This window comes from Flavobacterium sp. (assembly GCF_044341265.1).
In the GTDB taxonomy this organism is placed as follows: domain Bacteria; phylum Bacteroidota; class Bacteroidia; order Flavobacteriales; family Flavobacteriaceae; genus Flavobacterium.
Genome location: NZ_JBIISA010000015.1, coordinates 25624 through 48761 on the forward strand (window position 1 = coordinate 25624; position 23138 = coordinate 48761).

Here is a 23138-nt window from a genome sequence, read left to right on the forward strand (position 1 = left end):
AATTAGTTGTATTTTCTTTTAATAAACCATCTATCGTTAAGAGATAATCCAATGCTAAAGTTCATGTAATGTTCTCTGACTAATCCTCTATTTTGAGTTCCTCTATTTCCTAGTTCGAAACCTACATTTACATTTGAGAAAGCTCCTCTTAGTGGCAAACCTAATCCAAGTGTTACTGCTGCATCTTCTATAGGTTGGTTGTTAATTACCAAACCAGTGTTTTCAAATCTAAAACCACCACGATAAACTATTCTTTCAAAGTAGTTTGTAAATGACTTATAATCTGGAATATAATAACCTCCTACTGTAAATCTAGTAGCGTTTTCATAAGATACGTTGTCGATATCATTAAATCTATTCCCGAAATTACTTGTCCCTTGAAAAGTTAGTTCTGTACCAACAATCCATTTTTTTGTATCACCAATACCTAATCCGAAAGAAAATTTAGAAGGCATTTTTAATTTCGTATCTGCTACTTGAATCTCTACTTCATCATCAACTGTATCTAAAATACCATTAGCCGATTGAACAATTGCAATAAATCTTTCATTATTTAAAGTAATTGTTGCTTCTGGCGAATAAGTTAGACTAGAAAATAGAGAAATATTTTTATATAATTTAGTGTTGTAAGACAACCCTGCATTAAAATTCACTCCACTAGCAGACGATGAATTAGTTTCCCTAGTACTGTATTGCACTTGTTCATATAGATTTGACGAGTTTAAAGTAAACTGTGTCGATAAGCTTCTAGTGTCTATTTTTCCAAAATTGTATTGTACATCTGCACCAATACTCAAGTTTTTAGCTAATTGATATCCAAAACCAAAGAAAACCTTGTTTAAACCCCCAGAACCTTTATAAAAGTTATCCGTTCTATTATAGTTAACAATGTTATTTTCATTAGAATATTCAGAATTTCTAATATTATATCCAACAGATGAATAAGGAATTAATCCAAAACCAAGACCTAATTTTTTTAAAGGTATACCAACTGCAAGATAATCAAGAGTGGTACGTTGTGCTTTTTCGTCTTTCTGATTTGTTTTCAATTGATTTGCTGAAAAAGTGCCTCCAACAGTAAAAGAAGTATATTTCAAACTAGAATACATTGCAGGATTCTGAAGATTGATGTGAATACTATCAGGAACTATAGCTAATCCTGACATAGAACGATTTTCTATTGTACCTCTAAATCTAACATCGCCAATTCCGTAGAATGAATAGGGAGAAGATGTTCCTTCTTGAGCAAATGAAACTAGCGAAAAAAGTAAACAAACGCTTACTATAATTTTTTTAATCATTGTTATTATATTGAAAAGTTTGGTTCAAACTTTCTAAAAGAAAATTTGGATTGGCAAATATGGTATTTTTTAATCGTTCAGCCAAAAAAACTGCGTCTCCACCAGTTAAAATTATGATAAAGTTATCATTTTTATCTAAAACAGAGTTAATAAAACCTTCAATTTCAAAAGAAACACCATTAATAACACCAGAATGAATGGATTGTGTTGTTGAATTTCCAACAATATCGATGGGTTTTTCTTTCTTTAATAACGGTAATTTAGCAGTGTAATTGTGCAAGGATTCGTATCTCAATCTTATTCCAGGCGATATAGCTCCGCCTAAATAATTATCATTTGAATCAATAAAATCATAAGTAATACAAGTTCCAGCGTCGATAACCAATCTGTTTTTTTTAGGAAATTGCAGAACGGCACCTGATGCAAGAATCATTCTGTCGATACCTAAGGTTGATGGAGAAGCATAAAGATTATTAAACGGAAACTTACTTTCTCTAGTAATGAAATAAACATTTAGTCCTGAATCTAATGTCAAAAAATCACTTTTTTCTAGTTTTCCAACCGATGCTACAACTAAAATACTGATTTCTGAAAAATTTTTCATGACTTTTTTCAATGAGATTTGCCAGTCTTCATAGGCTATTATTTCTTTTTTCAAAAGCGTATTCTGTTCAAAAACAGCCGCTTTGATTTGTGTATTTCCTACATCGATGACTAAAAGCATAATTCTAAGTTTAGAGTTGCAAAGTTACAAATAGATTTTTTTTAAAAATTGTTTTGGATAAATTAAAAATCGTTCTATATTTGCACCCGCAATCAAGTAGCAGTAATGCTCTAAATTGTAAAGGTACCTTAGCTCAGATGGTAGAGCAATGGACTGAAAATCCATGTGTCCCTGGTTCGATCCCTGGAGGTACCACAAAACCCGAATAGCAATATTCGGGTTTTTTGTTTTTAAAAATCTGACAAATAAAAAAGCATCAAATAATAACTTGATGCTTTTTTTATTTAAGGTTTTACTATTTCAGGATTTGTATCATCATATTCTGTTTCTTCAATATCCTCTCCTTTTCTTCCGAGTTTTACTTTTGGATTTTCTTGAGTACCAGTAACTGTTAATGGGATCCCGATGATTCCTAATGGTGGTAATCCAAGGCGCATTTTAATATTCAATTTTCCGTCAAAACTTGTTGTTCCTTCAATCCTTGGTCGGAATCCTGCTACTTTAAATTTGAATCTCTCGATTGTAATTATATTGTTTTTTACAGTAGTTTTAATATCAACTTTGGACAAATCAGGGTTTTTTATGGCATCTTTACCTGTTTTCTTACTTACAGCTCCAAACATTTTAAACCCTTTCATCTTTACATTTTTCACAGAAAGAGTTCCGCCTCCTTTTAATGAAGGATAAATGGGTTGCATTGCATTATTCAATTTTCCACCAACTTTGTATTCTAATGAAACTATTCCCTCAGCACTTTCTGCAGCTGAAGCCATTTCCCTGAACATTTTAACTTCGTTGTAAGCACGTTTTACATCAAAATCTTTAGCTAGTACTTCAAACTCAAAAAAAGCTTTTTCTGGTGATTCACTTCCGTAAATAACATCCATATTTACATTAGAGCCAATAATATCAAAACCAGATTTTTTTAATTGGAGTTTTCCGTTGTTGATTCTTACATTTCCTTTAAGATTTTGCATTTTCAATTCATCAAAATCCACTTTTTGAGCCAAACAATTGAATTGCAAATCAAGATTTGGTGGAATAATTACAACTCCAGTCGCAGCTGTTGTTGGATTGTTCTCAGCTTGATTTTTTGCTGAATTAGACATGAATTCATCTACATTAATATAGTTAGCATTGATGCTAAAATTTCCTTTTAAAACACCTTTTTCTGAAAGAACAAAATCAATAACATTCTGCATGTATCCGTCCATTTTAAAATCGGATTGACCATAAACAGCAGAGAAGTTATTGAAATTCATTTTGTCTTGATTGAAAACAAATTCACCTTCTTTTATAACAAATGGTTTTGGCAAATATTCGGAACTTGTTTTTATGTTTCTCAACAGCAATGTCCCACTATTATTCAACTTATTATAATTCCCAGCAACTGCATCGGCTTGAGTTCCTTTCAAAGCCACATCTGCTTTTATGTAACCTTGTAAATCCAATCCTTTTTGTGAAAATACTTTATAAATTTTGGCTAAATCCAATTCGCCTTTTGCGACTATATCATATTTGACATTTTCTAGATTTTCTAGATTTGCAGTCACATATACTGGTTTTCCTTCAAAATTGAAAGAGGCTGGTTTTATAGTAACTTTTAAATCTTTTAACGAACCTGTATTATCTGAAACATCAGCTAAAACATTTATATTTCTTATTGGATTAGGGTAATAATCTGTTTTGATATAACCATTTTTGAATAAAACTTTTCCTTTGGTTATTGGAACAATTTTACTTTTTGAATCATAAACACCTTTAGAATTGACATCCAAATTTAATTGCCCTTTCAAATCCATATTTTGGATTCCAATAGCCTTATCTAATTTGGCTAGATCTATTGCTGTTTTTATTCTAGCATCTATTTTAGGACGTGATAAACCTTCAGATTTTAGAATAGCTTTTACATAATCTTTTCCAACATTAAAAAATATAGAATCGATGTTGACTTTCAATTTTTCCGTATCTAATGAAGGTAATTTTGTGTCAAAATTCAAAAATATATTTGAAGCTGGAAGAGGTGTTTCTTTATGATTAATCTCACCTTCTCTAATTTTCATATTGAAAGCTAAATCTGGTTTTTCATTTGTAGAAGCTATATACTTTCCTTTTAGAGTCAATAGTAAATCTGTACTTCCTTTAACTTTTGTTTTCTCTAACCATGTAACATAAGCTGGTGGCAATGCTGTAAAAAAGTCATTCAATTTACTATTTTGAGATTTGACATTAAAATCTAAATCATAACCATTTTTCAGGAAATCTAACTTTCCTATAAACTCAATTGGAAGTTTATTTACTTTTAAATTATTTTCTTCAAAAATAAAGGAAAGCGAATTGGTATTGATTTTTGTAATCAAATCAGCATTTACTTTTTTATTTTTAAGATATTGATCTTCACCAAAAGTGAAATTAAAATCATCGATTTTAGCTTCGGTTTTTAAGTCAAATACAGCTTTATCTAAATCACCTTTCCCATGATAATTAAATCCTTTAGCACTGATTAAAATTTTTGTTGATTTATCATCATAAACTAAATGACTATTTTTTATAGAAATTTTATCCAATCGAATAGCTGTGGATGATGTGTCTTTAGAAACTTTTTTGTTTTCAGAAACATATACATTGTAGTTTGCTTCTCCTTTTTCATTAACTTTTACGTTCATAAAAGCATCAGAGAGATATATTTCATCAATTGTCACTTTTCCGTCAAAGATTAAATCTTTAAGATTGATTCCGAAAGCAATTTCGTTAGCAGAAACTAATGTGTCTCTCTTAAATGGTTCGGAACCTTTTAAACTGAACTCTTCAAGCGATAAAGTTAATGATGGGAAATGATTGAAAAATGAAAGATTTGCTTCTTTAAAATTTAGTTCACCTTTTAGATTTTCATTTGCAAAACTTTTAATTTCTTTTTCAATTTTACCTGGGAAGATTATTGGAAATAGAAACATTCCTAACAATAAAATTGAGATTGAGATTCCTAAAATTTTTAAAAATTTTACTACTATTTTCTTCATTTAACAATTGAAATATGACTTTGCAAAGTTATAGTATAAAAAAGACCCTTCAAAATTATGAAGGGCCTTTTAGAAAATTCTATTTTAAACTAACTCAACAAAATTATTCTTTTATTAATCTTAAAGTTTTTTCACGATTATTTGCATCTGAAATTTTAACGATGTAAACACCTTTAGTTAAATCTTCGATTGAAAAACTATCGTTTATTGAAGCATTTGAAAACGATTTTACTAATTGACCAGTGATAGAATAGATTTGAACTTTTTCTACCAAAGTATTAATTGTGAAATAAGTTGAAGCTGGATTTGGAGACAACGCTACAAAATCTAAAGCATCAAATGTATCATTATTAAGAAGAGCTCTGTTTCCAAAAACTCTGTATCCACCTGGCTCAATACTAATATTCATATTAACATCTGTAACATTAAAAGTGGTATTATCCATTAGATTTGCCCAAGTTCCAGTGAATGGAAATCCTCCAACAACATTGTAAGTATTATCAGAAAAATTAGTCAAGACAAAAACATAACTTAAAGCAGAGGTTTGAGTTTGGCTTGTCCAAACATCTAATCTAGGACGCCCTGTGTTTCCAATATTCCAAGCATAAGTTCCATTTTCAAAAACATTTTCAGTTTTTTTCATGTCAATCATTTTTGCCCAACTATTGTAAATAGCACTTCTATTTGTATCTGTTAACCAGTTTCCAGTCCATTGAGGTTGTGGTTTGGTGTCTAATTTGCAACCATCATTAAACTGAACAGAACCATTGCTGCATGTAAATAATGAATATTCCCATCCAAGATCTCCAAAATGCCAGATCATTTTTGGTCCGGGAACAAGAAAAAGAACTGAACCCATTGCTTGAAGTCTTTGATGCACTTTGTTAAGATTGCCAAAAGTTTGTCCAGCTTCATTTAAAGCTTTATAAGCAACTCTTTCTTCATCATGGCTTTCTGCATAACCTATAAATCGGTCTGTCGCATCTGCTATCCCAGAAATATCTGCAAAATTACCTTTTAACAAATTAGCATACGGATCTGTCATTTTTCTCCACTGCATAATACCTTTTGTATCACCTGAACGAAGATAATTAGCCCATTCTACTTCTTCTGTGTAAGAGCCACCACTTCCTAAGTGTTCAAAAATTACAAGAAAATTTGGATCAACTTCCCATTGTTTGTCGGCATACCATTTTAACTTTGCAACTCTATCAGAACGGTATCCATTAGTACATGTTTCATCTGATGATGAACATTGGTTTGTGAATCCTTTTGTTAAATCCCAGCGATAACCATCGATTTTAAATTCATTTATCCAATATTGAATTGTTCTTATTGCATAAGTATTTGTTAAATTTCCACCAGGTCCAGTTTCTCTAAAATGATTTAAATCACTTCCTACACTGTAGGTGTGTAAAGCAACTTGATTTATGTATGGATTTTCAGTTGTTGTTCTTGGCCCAGTGGAATTAGGCCATCCATCATTATCTGAATCTAACATCCACATTCTTTCAAGAGGAGAACGACCAAAAACGTGATTTAAAGCTAAATCTAATATAACTGCAATTCCATTTTGATGGCATAAATCAATAAACTCTTTTAGTTTAGTAGGAGGTCCATAACGCTTGTCTAAAGCCATATGAAAAACGGTATTATATCCCCAACTCATATTTCCCTCAAACTCCATTACAGGCATTATTTTGATTGCATTGATTTTAAGATTTCTAAAATAATCTATTTTATTAATTAAATCTTGATAAGTTCTGTTAGCATCAAAATCACGAATTAAAACTTCATAAAATACTAAATCTTTCTTTTTAGGCTTTACAAAATTTGTGGTAGCACTACTCCAATTATAAGAAAAATAATTATTTGAACCTGTTTGGAATAAAGAAACCTCTCTTTCTTGACCGGGAGCAATAGTCGCATACACAGGAAGATTAGGGAAAACTCCAAGAGTAATTATTTCTGGATCATCAAATGGAGATAATACTAATGTTGAAAACGGATCCGCTGTCTTAACTACATTAGGAGAATTAGCTGGAAGATTTACATTATCACAAACCCAATATTGGTATGCATATGGCTGACCAGGAGTTAAACCAGTTAACTCTAACCAAAACTTAGTTGAACCTGATGTAGCATCCCTTTTCATTAAATAAGTAGAATTCGGATTCCAATTATTAAAATTACCAGCAACATAAACAAAGCTTTTCCATGGTGCATTTAGAACTAAAATTGCTTTTGTTGCATCATTAGGATTGTAGTTTATACCATCAACCATTCCTGCTGGTATTGCTTGAGAAACTGGTGTTGCCGCAATTACAACAGAAAATTTAGAAATGTAAGTTGTAGATCCTTGTGTAATTCTTAATTCATAATTTCTATTAGTTGAAATTGCTGTGTCTGTAAAAGAATAAGAAGCAGTATTTTGAGTATTTAATGGTGTAGAAGAACCATTTACAAATAAATTATAAGCTGCATTTCCATTAGTACTAACCGCTGAGATTGTAAAATTTGATCCAGAATTTAATAATGTTGTACTATTTGGCAAAGGAGTATTAAGTGTATATTGAAATGCACCTATTCCGAAAACATTATCATTTGTTTTTTTATCACCAGTTCCGTCTTTAGCTTTAACTAAAAAACCTAATTTTCCAAAGATTGTGTTAGAATAGAACGTTTCAGGAACAAAAGTTAATGTGTAAGTGTCATTTCCAGCATTATAAACAAATCTATTTGTTTCACTCGAGGAAGTCCAAACACCATTAGATGGACAATCTCCAATTGGATTATTATTAGCATCTAACATCCATCCCCAATAATATAATGCATTATTTGTAACACCCCAAGTTGCTTCATTGATTTGAGAACCTTGAACAGTTATAGTAATTGATTGATTTCTTTCAAAAGGATTTGGAGAAACCACAGGAGTTATAGTCTGAACTTGTGAATAAGTCAACAAATTCTGTAAAAAAAATAGTAAAATTAAAGTTTTTTTCTTCATAGCATTTGAATTAAAAAAACAGGGTTGCATAAATACAACCCTGTTAATAAAAATTTAATCAACAGTTATAACTTTTGTAATTGAGTTAATTTTAAACAACCTTACTCCAGTTGGGCCAGTATATCTAAAATTAGAATCTCCATCTGCAGCATTTGCTAATTCAGAATCAATTGTATAACCATTATTAACATACCAAGGAAAATTTCTATCTCCTAAGCCCCAACTGTCACCGCCATTGTTTCCTAAGAAAACTCTGAATGTATCATTATTTTTTAATTCAAGAGCTACTTCGAAAATTCCAGTATCAACTTGTCCTAGCTCGGTTTCATTGTTTCCTGCCCAAGACCATCCTCCTGGAGTTGCTGCACCAACTAACCAATTAGAAGTTGGTTCTAGATCTAAATTTCCTGAAGTTAATGTTCTTCTAGCTATATTAATTGTTTTATTGTTAGAATCAATTGTAAGTTTATATTTACCTGCAACACCTGTATTTCTAAAATTTTGATCTCCATCAGCTGCATTAACTAGAGTAGAGACAATTTTATAATTTAATCCTGAATAGTACGGATAATTTCTACCTGTATTCCAGTCACCTTCAGTTGTAAAGAAACGGAATGTATCATTAGTTCCATTAAGAAAATCGGCGGTCATAGATAAAACACCGTTGTCACACAACAATGTTCTAGGATTGTTCCAATTCCATCCTGATTGAGGAAGTCCTTGACCAACAGCGTACTGATTTAAACATCCAAAACAAGTAACTAGATAAGTTATTGAGTTTGAATATACCGGTTGAGAACCTGTTGTACCTGATGTTGCTTTAATTCTCACGTTGATAGCTGTTTGAACGAAAGGTACGGCTCCTGACATTAAACATTTTAAATTAAAATCACCTGTTTGAAATGACGCAAAAAGGTTGGTAGTTGTACCTAGTTCAATTGGAGCAGCAAAATCAGTTCCATCTTTCGCAATCTCAACTGTATAAGAAACAGATGTTGGAGTAGTATAACTCATTGCAGACCAAGTTATTGACAATCCTGGATTTGTTAATGTGGTCTCTGAAAGAACAACAGACTCACCATTTAAAGGAGTTGTTATTCGAAAACTTCCCTCTGGACTAGTTAATTCAAAATTTTCGTCCTCACAAGAATTTAAACTTGTTAATCCAATTGCAGCGATAAATAGTGCTATTATTTTATTTTTCATATCTATAATTTTTTGTATTAATAACCTGGGTTTTGTGTTAAATTTGTATTTGCTAATAAATTATTTGCTGGAATAGGGAATACTTTTAGGTTTGATGAAATCGAAACACCATTCATTGCGTTTCCTTTCCATGCCCAATTATATAATCCTCCTGTATATTTTCCAAAACGAATTAAATCTTGTCTTCTGTGTGCTTCCCAGTGAAGTTCACGAGCTCTTTCATCAAGTATAAAATCTAAAGTTACCTGATTTTGTGCAAAATCTGGGAAATCATAACCATTTGCTCTATCTCTCAACTGATTTAAATAATCTAAAGAAATTGTTGAGGCATTAGTAGTAGAAGAAGAATTTGTTGCGCCATCTCTTCTCATTTGAGCTTCTGCATACATTAAATAAACATCTGCTAAACGAAATAATGGGAAATCAGTATCAACAAAAGTTGAATTAGCACTTGGAATACCGGCTGAATTTTTATTTGAATATTTTTTTAATATATACCCTTCTTTTTGAAGTGCAATATTACTGATTTCCAAAGTTCTAGCACCTCCACCAGTAGCTGTTTTTCTTGCGTCAAAATCAAAATCGGAACCATCAAATTTCTGTACTAGCTGTTTTCTCAATCTTAATGCTCCGCCCCAACCACCTACACCAAACTCAGCACCATTATTTTCTAATGAACCAACTTGTCCGTTTATGATCACTGTTGTTGCACCGTAATTTTGAGTAACAGCACCATCAGATTGTAATGTAAAAATCATTTCACCTGAAAGATGATTATCTGATTTAAAATTATCTAAATAATTAGTATTTAAAGTATAACCACCACTTATAATACTAGAACACAAAGACATACATTCTGAATACTTGTTTGTTAAGCCATATGATTCTGAATTCAAATACATTTTAGCCAAAATCATCTGAGCCATAGCTTTATCTAATCTGCCATACTCATTTGTTCTTGCTGCCTTCAAATTTGGAATTACTGCATTTAACTCAGTTTCAATAAATGCAAATAATTGTTGTCTGTTAAATTCTGGACCACTAAAATCTAGTGGATTGTTTTCGGTAACCATAGGAGCTTTTCCAAATAAATCCATCATCACATAATAAGAGTATGCTCTCAAAACTCTAACCTCATTTCTATAATCATTGATGTTAGCCACATCTGTTGGTGAGGTAATCCCTCTAGATGATAATTTTTCCGGTGTTGATTGTCTTAAAAAATCATTAACAAACGCAACCTCTGCCATAGTTCTACTGAACATTCCTAGAAGTATAGGATTATTTGATGTCCAAATATTTCTTTGTAATTCTCTAACTCCTTCATCATTTTCATAACTCCATACTGCTTCATCAGTTGTCAAATCTTGAAGGTACCACAAACAACGAGCAAATTGACTTGTTCCTGCATCAATTCCTTCTAAAAAAGAATTTCCTGGACCAGCAGTACCAGTCAAACTCAAATTACCATAAACTCCTGCCAGTGCTTGCTTGTATCCTTCAGGAGTCGAATACTGTTGATCGGCAGAAATATCAAAAGCATTTTCTGATTCTACATCTAAATCTTTTTCACAAGAAGCAAAAAAGATTAACGAACATCCGATTAAACTTAATAAACTTACTTTTTTCATAACTTAAAATTTTACGTTAGCTCCAAACAAAAATTGTCTTTGTCTTGGATAAATTGTATTATCGAAACCATTATTGCCTACCTCTGGATCTAAGCCAGAGTATTTTGTTAGTATAAATGCATTTTGACACCCAGTAAACAATCTCAAACTAGCTTTACCATCTAACCATTTTGGAAAAGTATAACCTAAGGTAATGTTATCCATTCTCAAAAATGAACCATTTTCTACATAATAATCCGAAAGCAATACATCTGGAGTTGTGTTAAAGTTTGTATCTTGAACTGACGAAGGAATATTAAACAAAGCATTTCCTGAATCAACAATAGAGTATTGTGCTTTGCTTGCAGCTACTTGATTAAAAACGCTACCTCCAATGTTTGCTCTTAAATTGAAATAAAAATCAAAATTTTTATAATTCAATGAAGAGGCAAACCCAAGTGAAACTTTAGGGTCAGCATTTTTATATATGTATTTATCATCACCATTAATTACACCATCACCATTTATGTCAGCATAAGCTCCTTCAATTGGATTGTTAGAAGCATCATATAATTGTTTGTAAACATAAAAAGAGTTTGGTGCAAAACCCTCAATATGAACCTGAGCCTGAGTTCCTGTTCCAGCAACGTTTTCGCCAACTCTAATTATATCTGTCTTGTTTAATTCTGTAACTCTTCTGACAAAACTAGTTGCATTAAAAGAAAGATTCCAGGTAGTGTTTTGAGTTTTAATCACATCTGATGCTATAGTAAACTCAATACCTTTAGTTTCTAATGAACCAATATTTTGAAAAGAAGTATTTGAAAAATTTCCCCCATCAGCAGTAGCTACTCTCGCTAAAAGATCATTAGATTGCTTTAAAAAAGCATCAACACTTCCAGTTACTTTATTATTAAAAATTCCAAAATCTAAACCTGCGTTATAGGTTATTGTAGTTTCCCATTTAAGTTCGTTACTAACTTTTGCAGATACTGCAATAGGTGTTGGTAATGAACCAAAAGTATACTGCGAATTTGACTGACCCATGTTATAAAACTGTAAATAGTCGTTATTATTTGAAACATCTTGTTGTCCACTTGTTCCCACTCCTAATCTCAACTTCAAATCAGAAATTGTACTACTGTTTTTAAAAAAATCTTGTTTGATTTTCCATGCAAATGCTGCTCCAGGAAAAAATGCATCTCTGTTTTCTGGTGCAAACTTAGACGATGAGTCTCTTCTAAGCGATAAAGTTAAAAGATATTTGTCTTTTAACGATAAGTTTGATCTTCCGAAATAACTTATTAAAACTCTATCGAAATCAACTATGTTTATTGAGCCTAATGGATTTGGACCTAACTTATTTCTAGTTTCAAATCTATCAGAATCCCATTTTTGATATGAATATCCACCAGTAAAATCAAATTTAAGATTTCCAAAAGTTTCGTTATAAACGAAATAAGCATCTAATAATTTGTTTTTACGCATTTGTTCACTAAACTCATTTGTTCCAAATGGAAAATTATTATTGGAAGGAGCAGATGCAGCATTAGTGCCAACCAATCTTGTTCTTTCACCATTAGCTTCATCAAAACCAACATTAACAATTGCACGAATTTTTGGGAAGAAGTGTAATTTGTAATCAATTTCAAAATTACCAAAATAGCGATTACTTCTACCAACATCATATGTTTGTAGCAATTGGGCTACTGGATTTCGTGGTGTTTGTGTAGTTAGCTCGCCATTTGAAGTATTATAATATTCAAAAAAACCACCATAAATGGAATTAGAATCATAAACCGGTTGCGTTGGGTCAAAAGAAATTGCTGATCCTTCAACACCATCAGCAAAACGATTTTTTTCATTTGAAAAGTTTGCATTTAACCTTAATTTTAAATGATCTTTCAAGAAACTTGGATTAAGAGCAATTCCAGCAGTAGTTCTATTGAATTTATTAGTAAGTCTCAATCCTTCTTGATAAGTATTCCCTACAGTTAATCTTGTTGGAATTACGCCAAATAAATTTCCTCTTAAACCAATGCTATTATCTATGTAATCTGTTCTTCTATAAATTTCTTTTTGCCAATCTGTGTTAGAATTACCTAACAAAGAAGCATCAGACGGATAGTTTTGTTGTATTAAATTTCTAAATTCATTCGCACTGAAAACACCAACCGTTTCAACAACTTTCCCAGAACCGTATTGAAAATTATAGTCCACAGACAAACTTTTCGAACCTTTTTTTGTTGTAATAATAATAACTCCATTAGAGGCTCTCGATCCAAAAATTGCAGTCGCTGAAGCGTCTTTTAAAACCGAAATAGACTCAATTGTAGCTGGATTTAATGAAGCTAAAAAAGAAGTCGAACCAGTAACTGTAGAATTTTCTAATGGCAATCCATCAATAACTATTAAAGGATCATTACTTGCAGTAAGTGATGAACCACCTCTAATTCTTATTGTTGACCCAGAACCAGGAGCTCCACCTCCAGTATTGATAGTAACACCAGCTACCCTACCTTGTAATAAGTTTTCGGTTGTAACATTTGCACCTTTGTTAAAGTCCTTTGATCCAATTACCGTAACTGAACCCGTAGCGTCTTTTTTCTTAACAGCTCCATAACCAACTTGTACTACAACTTCTTGTAATACGTTAGCCTCTTCTGTCATAGAAACAGTAAGCGATTTTTGACCATCGAAAGCAATGGTTTCGTTTTTATAACCAATAAAAGAAAACACTAATTTGTCTCCATTTTTAAGTTTAGTTAGTTTAAACTTTCCATCAAAATCAGTTGATGTACCCATTTGGGTACCTTGAATAATTACATTTACTCCAGGAATCGGTTGGTTTGATTTTGAATCAACAACAACTCCTTCCACAGTGGTTTGAGCCAAAACACTTAATGGGAGCATTAGCAATAAAAATAACAACTTTTTATAAATTGTTTTCATACATTTTGTTTAGGTTAATAAATTTGTTTTTTGCTTATACTTTAACTTCGAATGTTAAATTTAAGATAAATTTTCAGATAAAAAAATGACACCTTAATATAAAGCTACCGAAAACGTTTTCGTGTTGAAAACTTTCTGAATATTTCACATTTTTTGTTACAAAATTGATAGTATAAAAAAATAAATATATCTTTATTGAAAATTAAACATTTATCAAAATCACATAATGAGAAGAAAAGTCACTTTAAAGCAAATTGCCAAGGAATTAGATGTATCAATTTCAACAGTTTCAAAATCATTAAGAGACAGCTCAGAAATCAGTGAAGATACAAGACAAAAAGTGCAAGCTTTTGCCAAATTATACAATTACAAACCCAATAATATTGCTTTAAGTTTAAAGAATAGAAAATCTAAAACTATTTGCATAATAATCCCTGAAATTATTCATCATTTTTTTGCTACCGTAATTAGTGGTGTTGAACATGTTGCTAATGAAAACGGATACAATGTAATTGTCTGCCTTTCTGACGAATCATTTGATAAAGAGGTGATTAACATGGAAATGCTAGCCAATGGAAGCATTGACGGATTCATTATGTCATTATCAAAAGAAACCCAACAAAAAAGAGATTTTCATCATATTACAGAAGTAATTAGTCAAGGAATGCCAGTTGTAATGTTTGATAGAATTACAAACGACATTCTTTGCGACAAAGTAATTATTGACGACAACTTAGCTGCTTTCAACGCAACTCAATTTCTAATCGATAAAGGATTTAAAAAAATTGCGTTATTAACAACCGTAGATTATGTTAGTGTTGGAAAATTAAGAACTGAAGGTTACATCAAAGCTTTAAAAACTAATGATCTTAAAGTGGATGAAAATTTAATTGTTAAAATAGAAGATACCGACAACTTTGAAGATCAAATCGAAAACTTAATATTGAACAATGATTTAGATGCAATTTTCGCAGTAAACGAAATTTTTGCAGTAACCGCAATTAAAGTTGCAACACGATTAGGAAAATCAGTTCCAAATGATGTTTCTGTAATTGGTTTTACCGATGGAATTATCTCTAAATATTCTTCACCTTCCATTACTACTGTTAGTCAAAATGGAGTGAAAATGGGTGAAAAAGCAGCAAGAATGCTTCTCGAAAAACTTGAAATCGAAGAAGAAGATTACGAAGAACAATACAAGACAGAAGTGATTGAAACCGAACTAGTTGAAAGAGAATCCACAAAATAACTTCAAAAATTTTATCAACAAAAAAACGTTTTCGTTACTCATTTATTCAAATTTCTGAAATCTGAAATCTGAAATCTGAAATTTTTAAATATCTTTACCGAATCAAAGCTTATACTTTTTACTTCGAAAACAAAAAATAAGTTTTGATAAGCATCGCGCTTATCGTATTTCTAATCAATAAATTACGATAATGGAAAAGCGTAAGTTAAGTTTCTGGCAAATTTGGAACATGAGTTTCGGATTTCTAGGGATACAAATGGGTTTTGCCCTTCAGAATTCTAATGTAAGTAGAATATTTCAAACACTTGGTGCTGAAATTGATGACATACCAATTCTTTGGGTTGCCGCTCCAATGACTGGATTAATAATTCAGCCAATTATCGGATATTTTTCAGATAGAACATGGACTAAATTGGGCAGAAGAAAACCTTATTTTCTTGCTGGTGCAATTTTAGCTTCAGCCGCTTTGTTTATAATGCCAAATTCTCCTATGTTATGGTTTGCAGCAGGTATGTTATGGATTATGGATGCGTCAATAAATGTTTCCATGGAACCTTTTCGCGCATTTGTAGGTGACAATTTACCTGATTCACAAAGAACTACAGGTTTTGCTATGCAAAGTTTCTTTATTGGAATTGGTGCTTACTTCGCTTCTAAACTTCCATTAATTTTTACTCATTTTGGAGTAAGCAATACAGCGCCATTGGGAATTATTCCTGATTCTGTAAAATATTCATTCTATTTTGGAGGTATTGCTTTTCTAATTACAGTTTTATGGACAGTTTTAACTTCTAAAGAATATTCACCTGAAGAATTAGAAGCTTTTGAAAACCACAACAAAGAAACTTACCAAAAAGAAACGCATTCAAAAGAATGGTTTTTAGCTAATGGTAAATCACATTTAAGTAAAGGATTATTATTTTTAATTATAAGTGCATTATTCTCTTTTGCCATTTATAATTATGACTTGAAAAAAGATTTATACGTTCTTTCTATTGGACTAATTGGTCTTGGCGGAATAGCTATGTTAATTTCTGGCTTGATGCAAAAAGCTAGTAAAACTGAAAATGGTTTTGTGACTATCATGAATGATTTTCAGTTTATGCCAAAAATCATGAAACAATTGGCTTGGGTTCAATTCTTTTCATGGTTTGCACTTTTTTCAATGTGGATTTACACGACACTTGCCGTTACACAACACATTTACAAAACAACCGATACAACTTCTGAAGCATACAACATTGGCGCAAATCAAGTTGGCGAAATGTTTGCAAATTATAATTTAATTGCAGCACTAGCAGCTTTTCTTTTACCATTATTAGCAAAATACACAAGTAGAAAATTCACCCATTTCATTGCATTAGTTTGCGGAGGATTAGGTTTAATTTCTGTTTATTTTATTTCTGAACCAACAGTTTTCACAATGGAATGGCTTCCAATGATTGGAGTTGGTATTGCTTGGGCAAGTATTTTATCTATTCCTTATGCAATGCTTTCTGGTTCATTACCTTCAAGTAAAATGGGTTATTACATGGGAGTTTTTAACTTTTTTATTGTAATTCCTCAATTAGTTGCCGCATCAATTTTAGGATTTTTAGTGTCCAGATTTTTTAACAGTGAACCGATTTACGCTTTATTAATTGGAGGAGCATCAATGATTCTTGCCGGAATAATTGCTTTGACAATTAATGACGAATCGAAAATTAATTTAAATGAATAACAAAAAAGCATTCATATTCGACCTTGACGGAGTAATTGTTGACACAGCAAAATATCATTTTTTGGCGTGGCAAAAATTAGCTCAAGAACTAGGCATCGAATTTACACCCGAACACAATGAAGAATTAAAAGGAGTTAGCCGTGTTCGTTCTCTTGATATTATTTTAGAGCTTGGAGGAATTCAAGCTTCTCAAGAGGACAAAAACAAATGGCTTATCCAAAAAAATGAAGATTATTTATCCTATTTGGTAGATATTGATGAAAGTGAAATTTTACCAGGTGTACTTCCTGTATTGCACTATTTAAAAGATAAAAATCAATTAATTGCATTAGGTTCTGCAAGTAAAAACGCAAGACCAATTTTAGAAAAAACAGGAATTCTAAATCTATTTGATGCAATCGTTGATGGAAATGATGTTTCGAATGCAAAACCAGATCCGGAAGTATTTCTTCAAGCTGCAAAAAAATTAGGAGCAACTAACGAAAATTCAATTGTTTTTGAAGATTCAGTTGCAGGAATTCAAGCCGCTAATATTGCAAATATGACCAGCATTGGAATTGGAGAAGCAACAACATTACACGAAGCAAAATATATATTTAAAGATTTTACATTTATTGATGTTTCTTTTATTGAATCGTTAATAAATTAGAAAAAAGAGAATAGAACATAGAGCATAGATGTTTTAAAAGTTTAACAATGAACTTTTAAACTTTTAAACCTCTAAACTTTTAAACTTAAAAAAAATGAACCAAGATTATATCAAAGCAGACAATTGGTCCATCATTGAAGAAGGATTTGATGCAGAAAGAGTAAAATCATCTGAAAGTTTATTCAGTATCGGAAACGGTGCTATGGGACAACGTGCCAATTTTGAAGAATACTATTCAGGAAAAACATTTCAAGGAAGCTATATTGCAGGAATTTATTATCCTGACAAAACAAAAGTGGGTTGGTGGAAAAATGGATACCCTGAATATTTTGCAAAAGTATTAAATGCTCCAAATTGGATTGGAATTGACATTGAAATAAACAATGAAGTTTTTGATTTGGCTATATGCAAAACTATTGCCAATTTTAAACGTGAGTTGAATATGAAAGAAGGCATTTATTATCGTTCTTTCTCTGCCACATTGCAAAACGGACTAGAAATTTCAGTTAAAGTAACGCGTTTTCTTTCCTTAGATATTGACGAACTAGGTGTGATTAATTTTGAGATTACTCCATTAAATGGTGATGCCAAAATTGTTTACAAACCTTATATTGATGCCGGAGTTCACAACGAAGATGCTAACTGGGAAGAAAAATTCTGGGAACCATTGAACGTTCAACATTCAAATAATGAAGCATTTGTTACTGCTAGAACTTTCAAAACGCATTTCACGGCAACCACTTTTATGCAAAATACCATTCTGTTGAACGGTTCAAACGTAAATGCTTCACCTATTAATATTGAAAAAAACAACGAAAAAGTTCAATTTTCGTATGAAATAAATGTAGCTAAAGAACAAACTGCTACCATTCAAAAATTAGGTGGTTATACGGTTTCATTAAATCATGAAAACACACAAGTTGCCGCTCAAAATGTTATTGCTGAAGGTTTGAAAATTGGTTATTCAAATTTGAAAGAAAATCAGATTCAAGCTTGGGCAAAAATTTGGGAAATGAGTGACATTACTATTGATGGCGATGTAAAAGCACAACAAGGAATTCGTTTCAATATTTTCCAATTAAATCAAACCTATTTAGGAAAAGATTCTCGTTTAAATATTGGTCCAAAAGGATTTACAGGTGAAAAATATGGTGGTTCAACTTATTGGGATACCGAAGCTTATTGCATTCCTTTCTATATGGCAACCAAAGACCAACAAGTAGCAAGAAATTTATTGACTTACCGATATAATCAATTGGATAAAGCGATTGAAAATGCAGGTAAATTAGGTTTCAAAAACGGAGCTGCTTTGTATCCGATGGTTACTATGAATGGCGAAGAATGTCATAACGAATGGGAAATCACATTTGAAGAAATTCATAGAAACGGTGCGATTGCTTTTGCGATATTTAATTATCACAGATTTACAGGAGATTACTCATACATTCCTGAAAAAGGATTAGAAGTTCTTATCGGAATTGCACGTTTTTGGCACCAAAGAGCAACCTATTCTACTTACAGAAATCAATATGTGATTCTTGGAGTTACAGGTCCGAATGAATATGAAAACAACGTTAATAACAATTTCTATACGAATTATTTAGCAAAATGGTGTATCGATTATGCCGTTGAACAAATTAATAAAGTAGAAAAAGAATATACTTCAGATTATTCTCGAATAATGAGTAAAGTGAATTTGGATAATGCAGAAATCGCACATTGGAAAGCAGTTGCTGATAATATGTATTTCCCATATTCTAAAGAACATGATGTTTACTTACAACAAGATGGCTTCTTAGATAAAGAATTGGTAAAAGTTCATGATTTAGACAAGAGTCAACGTCCAATTAACCAAAAATGGTCTTGGGATAGAATCTTGCGTTCGCCATACATAAAACAAGCCGATACTTTACAAGGTTTTTATTTCTTTGAAGATCATTTTACCAAAGAACAATTAGAAAAACATTTCGACTTTTATGAACCATTTACTGTTCATGAAAGTTCACTTTCTCCTTGTGTTCACTCTATTCAAGCTGCAACTCTTGATAGAATGGAACAAGCCTACACATTTTACTTAAGAACATCTCGTTTAGATTTAGATGATTATAACAAAGAAGTAGAAGAAGGTTGTCACATCACATCAATGGCAGGAACTTGGATGAGTATTGTAGAAGGTTTTGGTGGAATGAGAGTTAAAAATGACACTTTACATTTTGAACCAAAAATTCCATCACAATGGCAAGGTTACTCTTTTAAAATTAACTTCAGAAATCAAATTTTAAAAGTTGAAGTGCTTCAAAATGAGACTAAATTTTCATTAGAAGGAAGTAAAGAAATTTCAGTTTTTGTAAATGGAAAAGAAGTTTTAGTGGAGCCGAATAGTTTGGTAACTGTTTAGTTTCTCGCAAAGACACAAAGTCGCAAAGAATGAACTTTGCGACTTTTTTAATAAAATAAATACCAAGAAAATAAAACTTTGTCCATCTGCGACTTTGCGAGAAAAAATGAAGATTATGACAGAAAATGAACTTTCAAAAATAATAGTCGATGTAAGTTACAAAATTCACACAAAACTTGGTCCTGGTTTATTGGAAAGCGTTTATGAAGCAATATTACATCACGAACTGATCAAAAAAGGTTTAAAAGTAGAAAGACAAAAACCTATTCCCTTAGTTTGGGATGATGTTCATTTAGACATAGGATTTCGATCTGACTTGATTGTTGAAGAGAAAATAATAATTGAAATAAAATCTGTAGAAAGTATTTCAAATGTTCATCTGAAACAGTTACTAACGTATGTAAGAGTAACTGATTTAAGGTTAGGGTTACTAATAAATTTTAATGAAGCTTTAATAAAAAATGGAATCAAAAGAGTAGTAAATGGACTATACTAAACAAACTTTGCGCCTTTGCGCCTTTGCGAGAATAACAAAATTAGTTATCTTTCTATTGATATCAACTTCAATTTTCGCTCAAGTTGACCGAGTTGAACCTCCATTTTGGTGGAGTGATATGAATCTTTCTGATGTTCAAATAATGTTCTACGGAAAAAATATCGCAGAAAATCAAGTTTCCGTTTCCAATGGAATTATCATTAAAGGCATTCAAAAAACCGAAAATCCTAACTACGTTTTCGTAACCATCGACACAAAAAATACAACGGCTCAAGATTTAGTTTTCACTTTCAAAAACAAAAACAAATCGTTTACTCAAAACTATTCTTTAAAATCGAGAAAGGAAAATTCTAAATTCAGAAAGAGCTTCGATAGTTCTGATATGATTTATTTATTAATGCCTGATAGATTTGCAAATGGAAATCCAAACAATGACAGCCATCCATCGGTAATTGAAAAAGCTGATAGAACAAAAATTGATGGTCGTTATGGTGGCGATATTGATGGGATGATTAAAAATTTAGATTACATTAAGGACTTGGGAGCAACAACTCTTTGGCCAACACCACTTTGTGAAGATAATGATGAAAGAGGCTCATATCACACTTATGGTCAATCAGATGTTTATAAAATTGATCCACGATTTGGTACAAATGAAGACTATGTAAAATTAAGTAATGAACTACATAATCGCAACATGAAATTAATCATGGATTATGTTACAAATCACTGGAGTTATAACCATTGGATGATGAAAGACATGCCAACATACGATTGGTTTCATCAATTTCCAGGATTTAAGCAGACCAATTTTAAAACCACAATACATTCTGATACAAATGCCTCTGAAACTGATAAAAACTTAGCAACAAGTGGTTGGTTTGTAAAATCAATGCCCGATTTGAATCAGAAAAACCCATTAGTCCTTAACTATTTAATTCAAAATGCCATTTGGTGGATAGAATATGCAAATCTTGATGGTTTTAGAGTAGATACTTATCCTTATACTGATAAAGAATCAATTGCTCTTTGGACAAAAGCTGTAACTGACGAATATCCAAATTTCAATATTGCAGCAGAAGCATGGTTATATTCTCATGCACAAATTTCTTATTGGCAAAAAGACAGTAAAATTGCAGCTATTCAAAGCTATAATTCTTATTGCCCAACTGTAATGGATTTTATGTTGCAAACCATTTTAGAAAAAGGTGTTTTGAAAGAAGAAAAGCAAAATTGGAATGAAGGTGTAACCAAATTTTATGATACCTTTTCAAATGATTTCTTATATCCAAACATCAACAATATGTTTGTTTTTGCAGAAAATCATGATACACAACGTATCAATTTTGTCTATCCAAAATTTGATGATTACAAAATTACAATGGCTTTAATAGCAACTATTCGAGGCATTCCTCAGTTGTATTATGGCTCAGAAATTGGAATGACTGGAAGTAAAAATGTAGGAGATGGTGATATTCGTAGAGAATTTCCTGGCGGATGGTCTGACCATAAACAAAACGCCTTTACAAAAGAAGGAAGAACTTCTGAACAAGAAAAATATCATGCAGTAACTAAGAAACTTTTCAATTGGAGAAAAAACAAAGAAGTAATTCACACTGGAAAAACAACTCACTACATTCCAGAAAACAATGTTTATGTTTATTTCAGATATAATGAAAAGGAAAGTGTAATGATTGTAATGAATAATTCAACTGAAAAACAAACTATAAAAACTACAAGATTTCAAGAAAATATCAAAAACAATACTTCAGGAAAAGATGTCCTTACTGATAAATCATTTGATTTAAAAAATGATATTGAAATTGAAGGAAAATCAGTTTTAATTTTAGAATTGAAGTAAAATGAAAAAACTACTTTTAATCTTATTAACAGCTACATTTTCATTTGCTCAAAGCAAAATTGAAAGCCATCAAATCATTGACAAAGAAAAATTTGAAGGAATTATTAATCGAATTGATAGTTTTCCAACAAAATTCATTGTTCCGAGAACCGTTGATATTTGGTTGCCATCCAATTATTCTAAAGATAAAAAATACAGCGTTTTGTATATGCACGACGGACAAATGCTATTTGATGCCTCTTCAACTTGGAACAAACAAGAATGGATGGTTGATGAAGTAGTTTCAAAATTGAATTCTGAAAATAAAATTCAAGATATTATTGTTGTTGCCATTTGGAACATTCCAAACTTGCGTCATATGGATTTATATCCAAACAAACCGTATCAATTACTATCAAAAGAAATTCAAGAACAAATTCAAACAGAAGTAAAAAAGGCAAAATTTCCATTTGATGACAAAAAGATAAATTCTGATAACTATCTTCAATTTATTGTTACTGAATTAAAACCTTACATCGATCAAAATTATTCTGTTTACACTGATGCTGAGCACACTGGAATTATGGGTTCGAGTATGGGTGGATTGATTTCGATGTATGCGATTTGTGAATATCCAAATGTATTTGGAAAAGCGAGTTGTCTATCAACGCATTGGGTTGGATTTCGTGATTTTGAGAACAATCCTATTCCGGAAAGTTTTTTTACTTATATGCAGAAAAATTTACCCGATCCAAAAAATCACAAAATCTATTTCGATTACGGAACTGAAACACTTGACGCTAGTTATTTAAAGTATGAATATCGTGTTGATGAAGTGTTACAATCAAAAGGATATACAACAGAAAATTATAAAAGTCTTAAATTTGAAGGAGAAAACCATTCGGAAGCTTCTTGGCAAAAACGAATTAATATTCCTGTAGAATTTATGTTTGAAAAATAAACAAT

General features: G+C 31.4%; 14 protein-coding genes and 1 tRNA gene. 8 read left to right on the plus strand and 7 right to left on the minus strand.

The genetic code is table 11. The features are described from left to right. Positions 1–2: 2 nt before the first annotated feature. Positions 3–1301: a hypothetical protein gene (locus ACIQ06_RS08980; protein WP_396145585.1), complete on the minus strand. Its 1299-nt coding sequence runs from the start codon at positions 1299–1301 to the stop codon at positions 3–5. Beyond that, a complete protein-coding gene (locus ACIQ06_RS08985) occupies positions 1294–2025 on the minus strand; it encodes a type III pantothenate kinase (protein ID WP_396145587.1) in 732 nt (243 codons plus the stop codon). The genes ACIQ06_RS08980 and ACIQ06_RS08985 overlap by 8 nt, the downstream gene beginning before the upstream one ends. 122 nt (positions 2026–2147) lie before the next feature. Between ACIQ06_RS08985 and ACIQ06_RS08990 the strand changes: the two genes are divergently transcribed. Then, positions 2148–2220, plus strand: a tRNA-Phe gene (locus ACIQ06_RS08990). A gap of 89 nt (positions 2221–2309) precedes the next feature. On the opposite strand, the gene ACIQ06_RS08995 is transcribed toward ACIQ06_RS08990, so the two are convergent. From ACIQ06_RS08995 to ACIQ06_RS09015, 5 genes are all read right to left on the minus strand, one after another. Next, entirely contained in the window at positions 2310–5045 is a 2736-nt protein-coding gene (locus ACIQ06_RS08995) for an AsmA-like C-terminal region-containing protein (protein ID WP_396145588.1), read from the minus strand. A 103-nt stretch (positions 5046–5148) separates the two neighbouring features. Continuing rightward, positions 5149–8052 carry an alpha-amylase family glycosyl hydrolase gene (locus ACIQ06_RS09000; RefSeq protein WP_396145589.1) on the minus strand — a complete coding sequence of 968 codons (2904 nt, stop codon included), beginning with the start codon at positions 8050–8052 and terminating at the stop codon, positions 5149–5151. Positions 8053–8106: 54 nt separating this feature from the next. Then, the gene (locus tag ACIQ06_RS09005; protein ID WP_396145591.1) at positions 8107–9258 is read right to left on the minus strand and encodes a SusE domain-containing protein; all 1152 of its coding nucleotides are present in this window, start codon (positions 9256–9258) and stop codon (positions 8107–8109) included. Between the two features lie 17 nt (positions 9259–9275). Further along, on the minus strand, positions 9276–10889 hold the full coding sequence (locus tag ACIQ06_RS09010) for a RagB/SusD family nutrient uptake outer membrane protein (protein WP_396145593.1): 1614 nt from the start codon (positions 10887–10889) through the stop codon (positions 9276–9278). Between the two features lie 3 nt (positions 10890–10892). After that, positions 10893–13820, minus strand: a complete 2928-nt coding sequence (locus tag ACIQ06_RS09015) for a SusC/RagA family TonB-linked outer membrane protein (protein WP_396145595.1) — start codon at positions 13818–13820, stop codon at positions 10893–10895. Between the two features lie 226 nt (positions 13821–14046). Between ACIQ06_RS09015 and ACIQ06_RS09020 the strand changes: the two genes are divergently transcribed. The 7 genes from ACIQ06_RS09020 to ACIQ06_RS09050 all read left to right on the plus strand — a co-directional run bounded on the left by ACIQ06_RS09020 (position 14047) and on the right by ACIQ06_RS09050 (position 23133). After that, entirely contained in the window at positions 14047–15069 is a 1023-nt protein-coding gene (locus ACIQ06_RS09020) for a LacI family DNA-binding transcriptional regulator (RefSeq protein WP_396145597.1), read from the plus strand. 190 nt (positions 15070–15259) lie between these two features. Beyond that, complete coding sequence (locus ACIQ06_RS09025) at positions 15260–16789, plus strand: MFS transporter (RefSeq protein ID WP_396145599.1); 1530 nt, start codon at positions 15260–15262, stop codon at positions 16787–16789. Beyond that, on the plus strand, positions 16782–17438 hold the full coding sequence (gene pgmB, locus ACIQ06_RS09030) for a beta-phosphoglucomutase (RefSeq protein WP_298303041.1): 657 nt from the start codon (positions 16782–16784) through the stop codon (positions 17436–17438). Before ACIQ06_RS09025 ends, pgmB begins: the two co-directional genes overlap by 8 nt. Before the next feature lie 94 nt (positions 17439–17532). Next, entirely contained in the window at positions 17533–19836 is a 2304-nt protein-coding gene (locus ACIQ06_RS09035; protein ID WP_396145601.1) for a glycoside hydrolase family 65 protein, read from the plus strand. 115 nt (positions 19837–19951) lie between these two features. Continuing rightward, positions 19952–20332 (plus strand): GxxExxY protein, encoded by a 381-nt coding sequence (locus ACIQ06_RS09040; protein ID WP_396145603.1) that lies wholly within the window; start codon positions 19952–19954, stop codon positions 20330–20332. Beyond that, positions 20319–22193, plus strand: coding sequence for a glycoside hydrolase family 13 protein (locus tag ACIQ06_RS09045; protein ID WP_396145605.1), 1875 nt, complete (start codon positions 20319–20321; stop codon positions 22191–22193). Before ACIQ06_RS09040 ends, ACIQ06_RS09045 begins: the two co-directional genes overlap by 14 nt. Position 22194: 1 nt before the next feature. Continuing rightward, entirely contained in the window at positions 22195–23133 is a 939-nt protein-coding gene (locus tag ACIQ06_RS09050) for an alpha/beta hydrolase (RefSeq protein WP_396145607.1), read from the plus strand. Positions 23134–23138 lie beyond the last annotated feature (5 nt).

Excerpts from the sequence above, each read along its gene's own strand:
- ACIQ06_RS08980 (WP_396145585.1), bottom strand. The coding sequence starts at position 1,301 with ATGATTAAAAAAATTATAGTAAGCGTTTGTTTACTTTTTTCGCTAGTT.
- ACIQ06_RS08985 (WP_396145587.1), bottom strand. The coding sequence starts at position 2,025 with ATGCTTTTAGTCATCGATGTAGGAAATACACAAATCAAAGCGGCTGTT.
- ACIQ06_RS08995 (WP_396145588.1), bottom strand. The coding sequence starts at position 5,045 with ATGAAGAAAATAGTAGTAAAATTTTTAAAAATTTTAGGAATCTCAATC.
- ACIQ06_RS09000 (WP_396145589.1), bottom strand. The coding sequence starts at position 8,052 with ATGAAGAAAAAAACTTTAATTTTACTATTTTTTTTACAGAATTTGTTG.
- ACIQ06_RS09005 (WP_396145591.1), bottom strand. The coding sequence starts at position 9,258 with ATGAAAAATAAAATAATAGCACTATTTATCGCTGCAATTGGATTAACA.
- ACIQ06_RS09010 (WP_396145593.1), bottom strand. The coding sequence starts at position 10,889 with ATGAAAAAAGTAAGTTTATTAAGTTTAATCGGATGTTCGTTAATCTTT.
- ACIQ06_RS09015 (WP_396145595.1), bottom strand. The coding sequence starts at position 13,820 with ATGAAAACAATTTATAAAAAGTTGTTATTTTTATTGCTAATGCTCCCA.
- ACIQ06_RS09020 (WP_396145597.1), top strand. The coding sequence starts at position 14,047 with ATGAGAAGAAAAGTCACTTTAAAGCAAATTGCCAAGGAATTAGATGTA.
- ACIQ06_RS09025 (WP_396145599.1), top strand. The coding sequence starts at position 15,260 with ATGGAAAAGCGTAAGTTAAGTTTCTGGCAAATTTGGAACATGAGTTTC.
- pgmB (WP_298303041.1), top strand. The coding sequence starts at position 16,782 with ATGAATAACAAAAAAGCATTCATATTCGACCTTGACGGAGTAATTGTT.
- ACIQ06_RS09035 (WP_396145601.1), top strand. The coding sequence starts at position 17,533 with ATGAACCAAGATTATATCAAAGCAGACAATTGGTCCATCATTGAAGAA.
- ACIQ06_RS09040 (WP_396145603.1), top strand. The coding sequence starts at position 19,952 with ATGACAGAAAATGAACTTTCAAAAATAATAGTCGATGTAAGTTACAAA.
- ACIQ06_RS09045 (WP_396145605.1), top strand. The coding sequence starts at position 20,319 with ATGGACTATACTAAACAAACTTTGCGCCTTTGCGCCTTTGCGAGAATA.
- ACIQ06_RS09050 (WP_396145607.1), top strand. The coding sequence starts at position 22,195 with ATGAAAAAACTACTTTTAATCTTATTAACAGCTACATTTTCATTTGCT.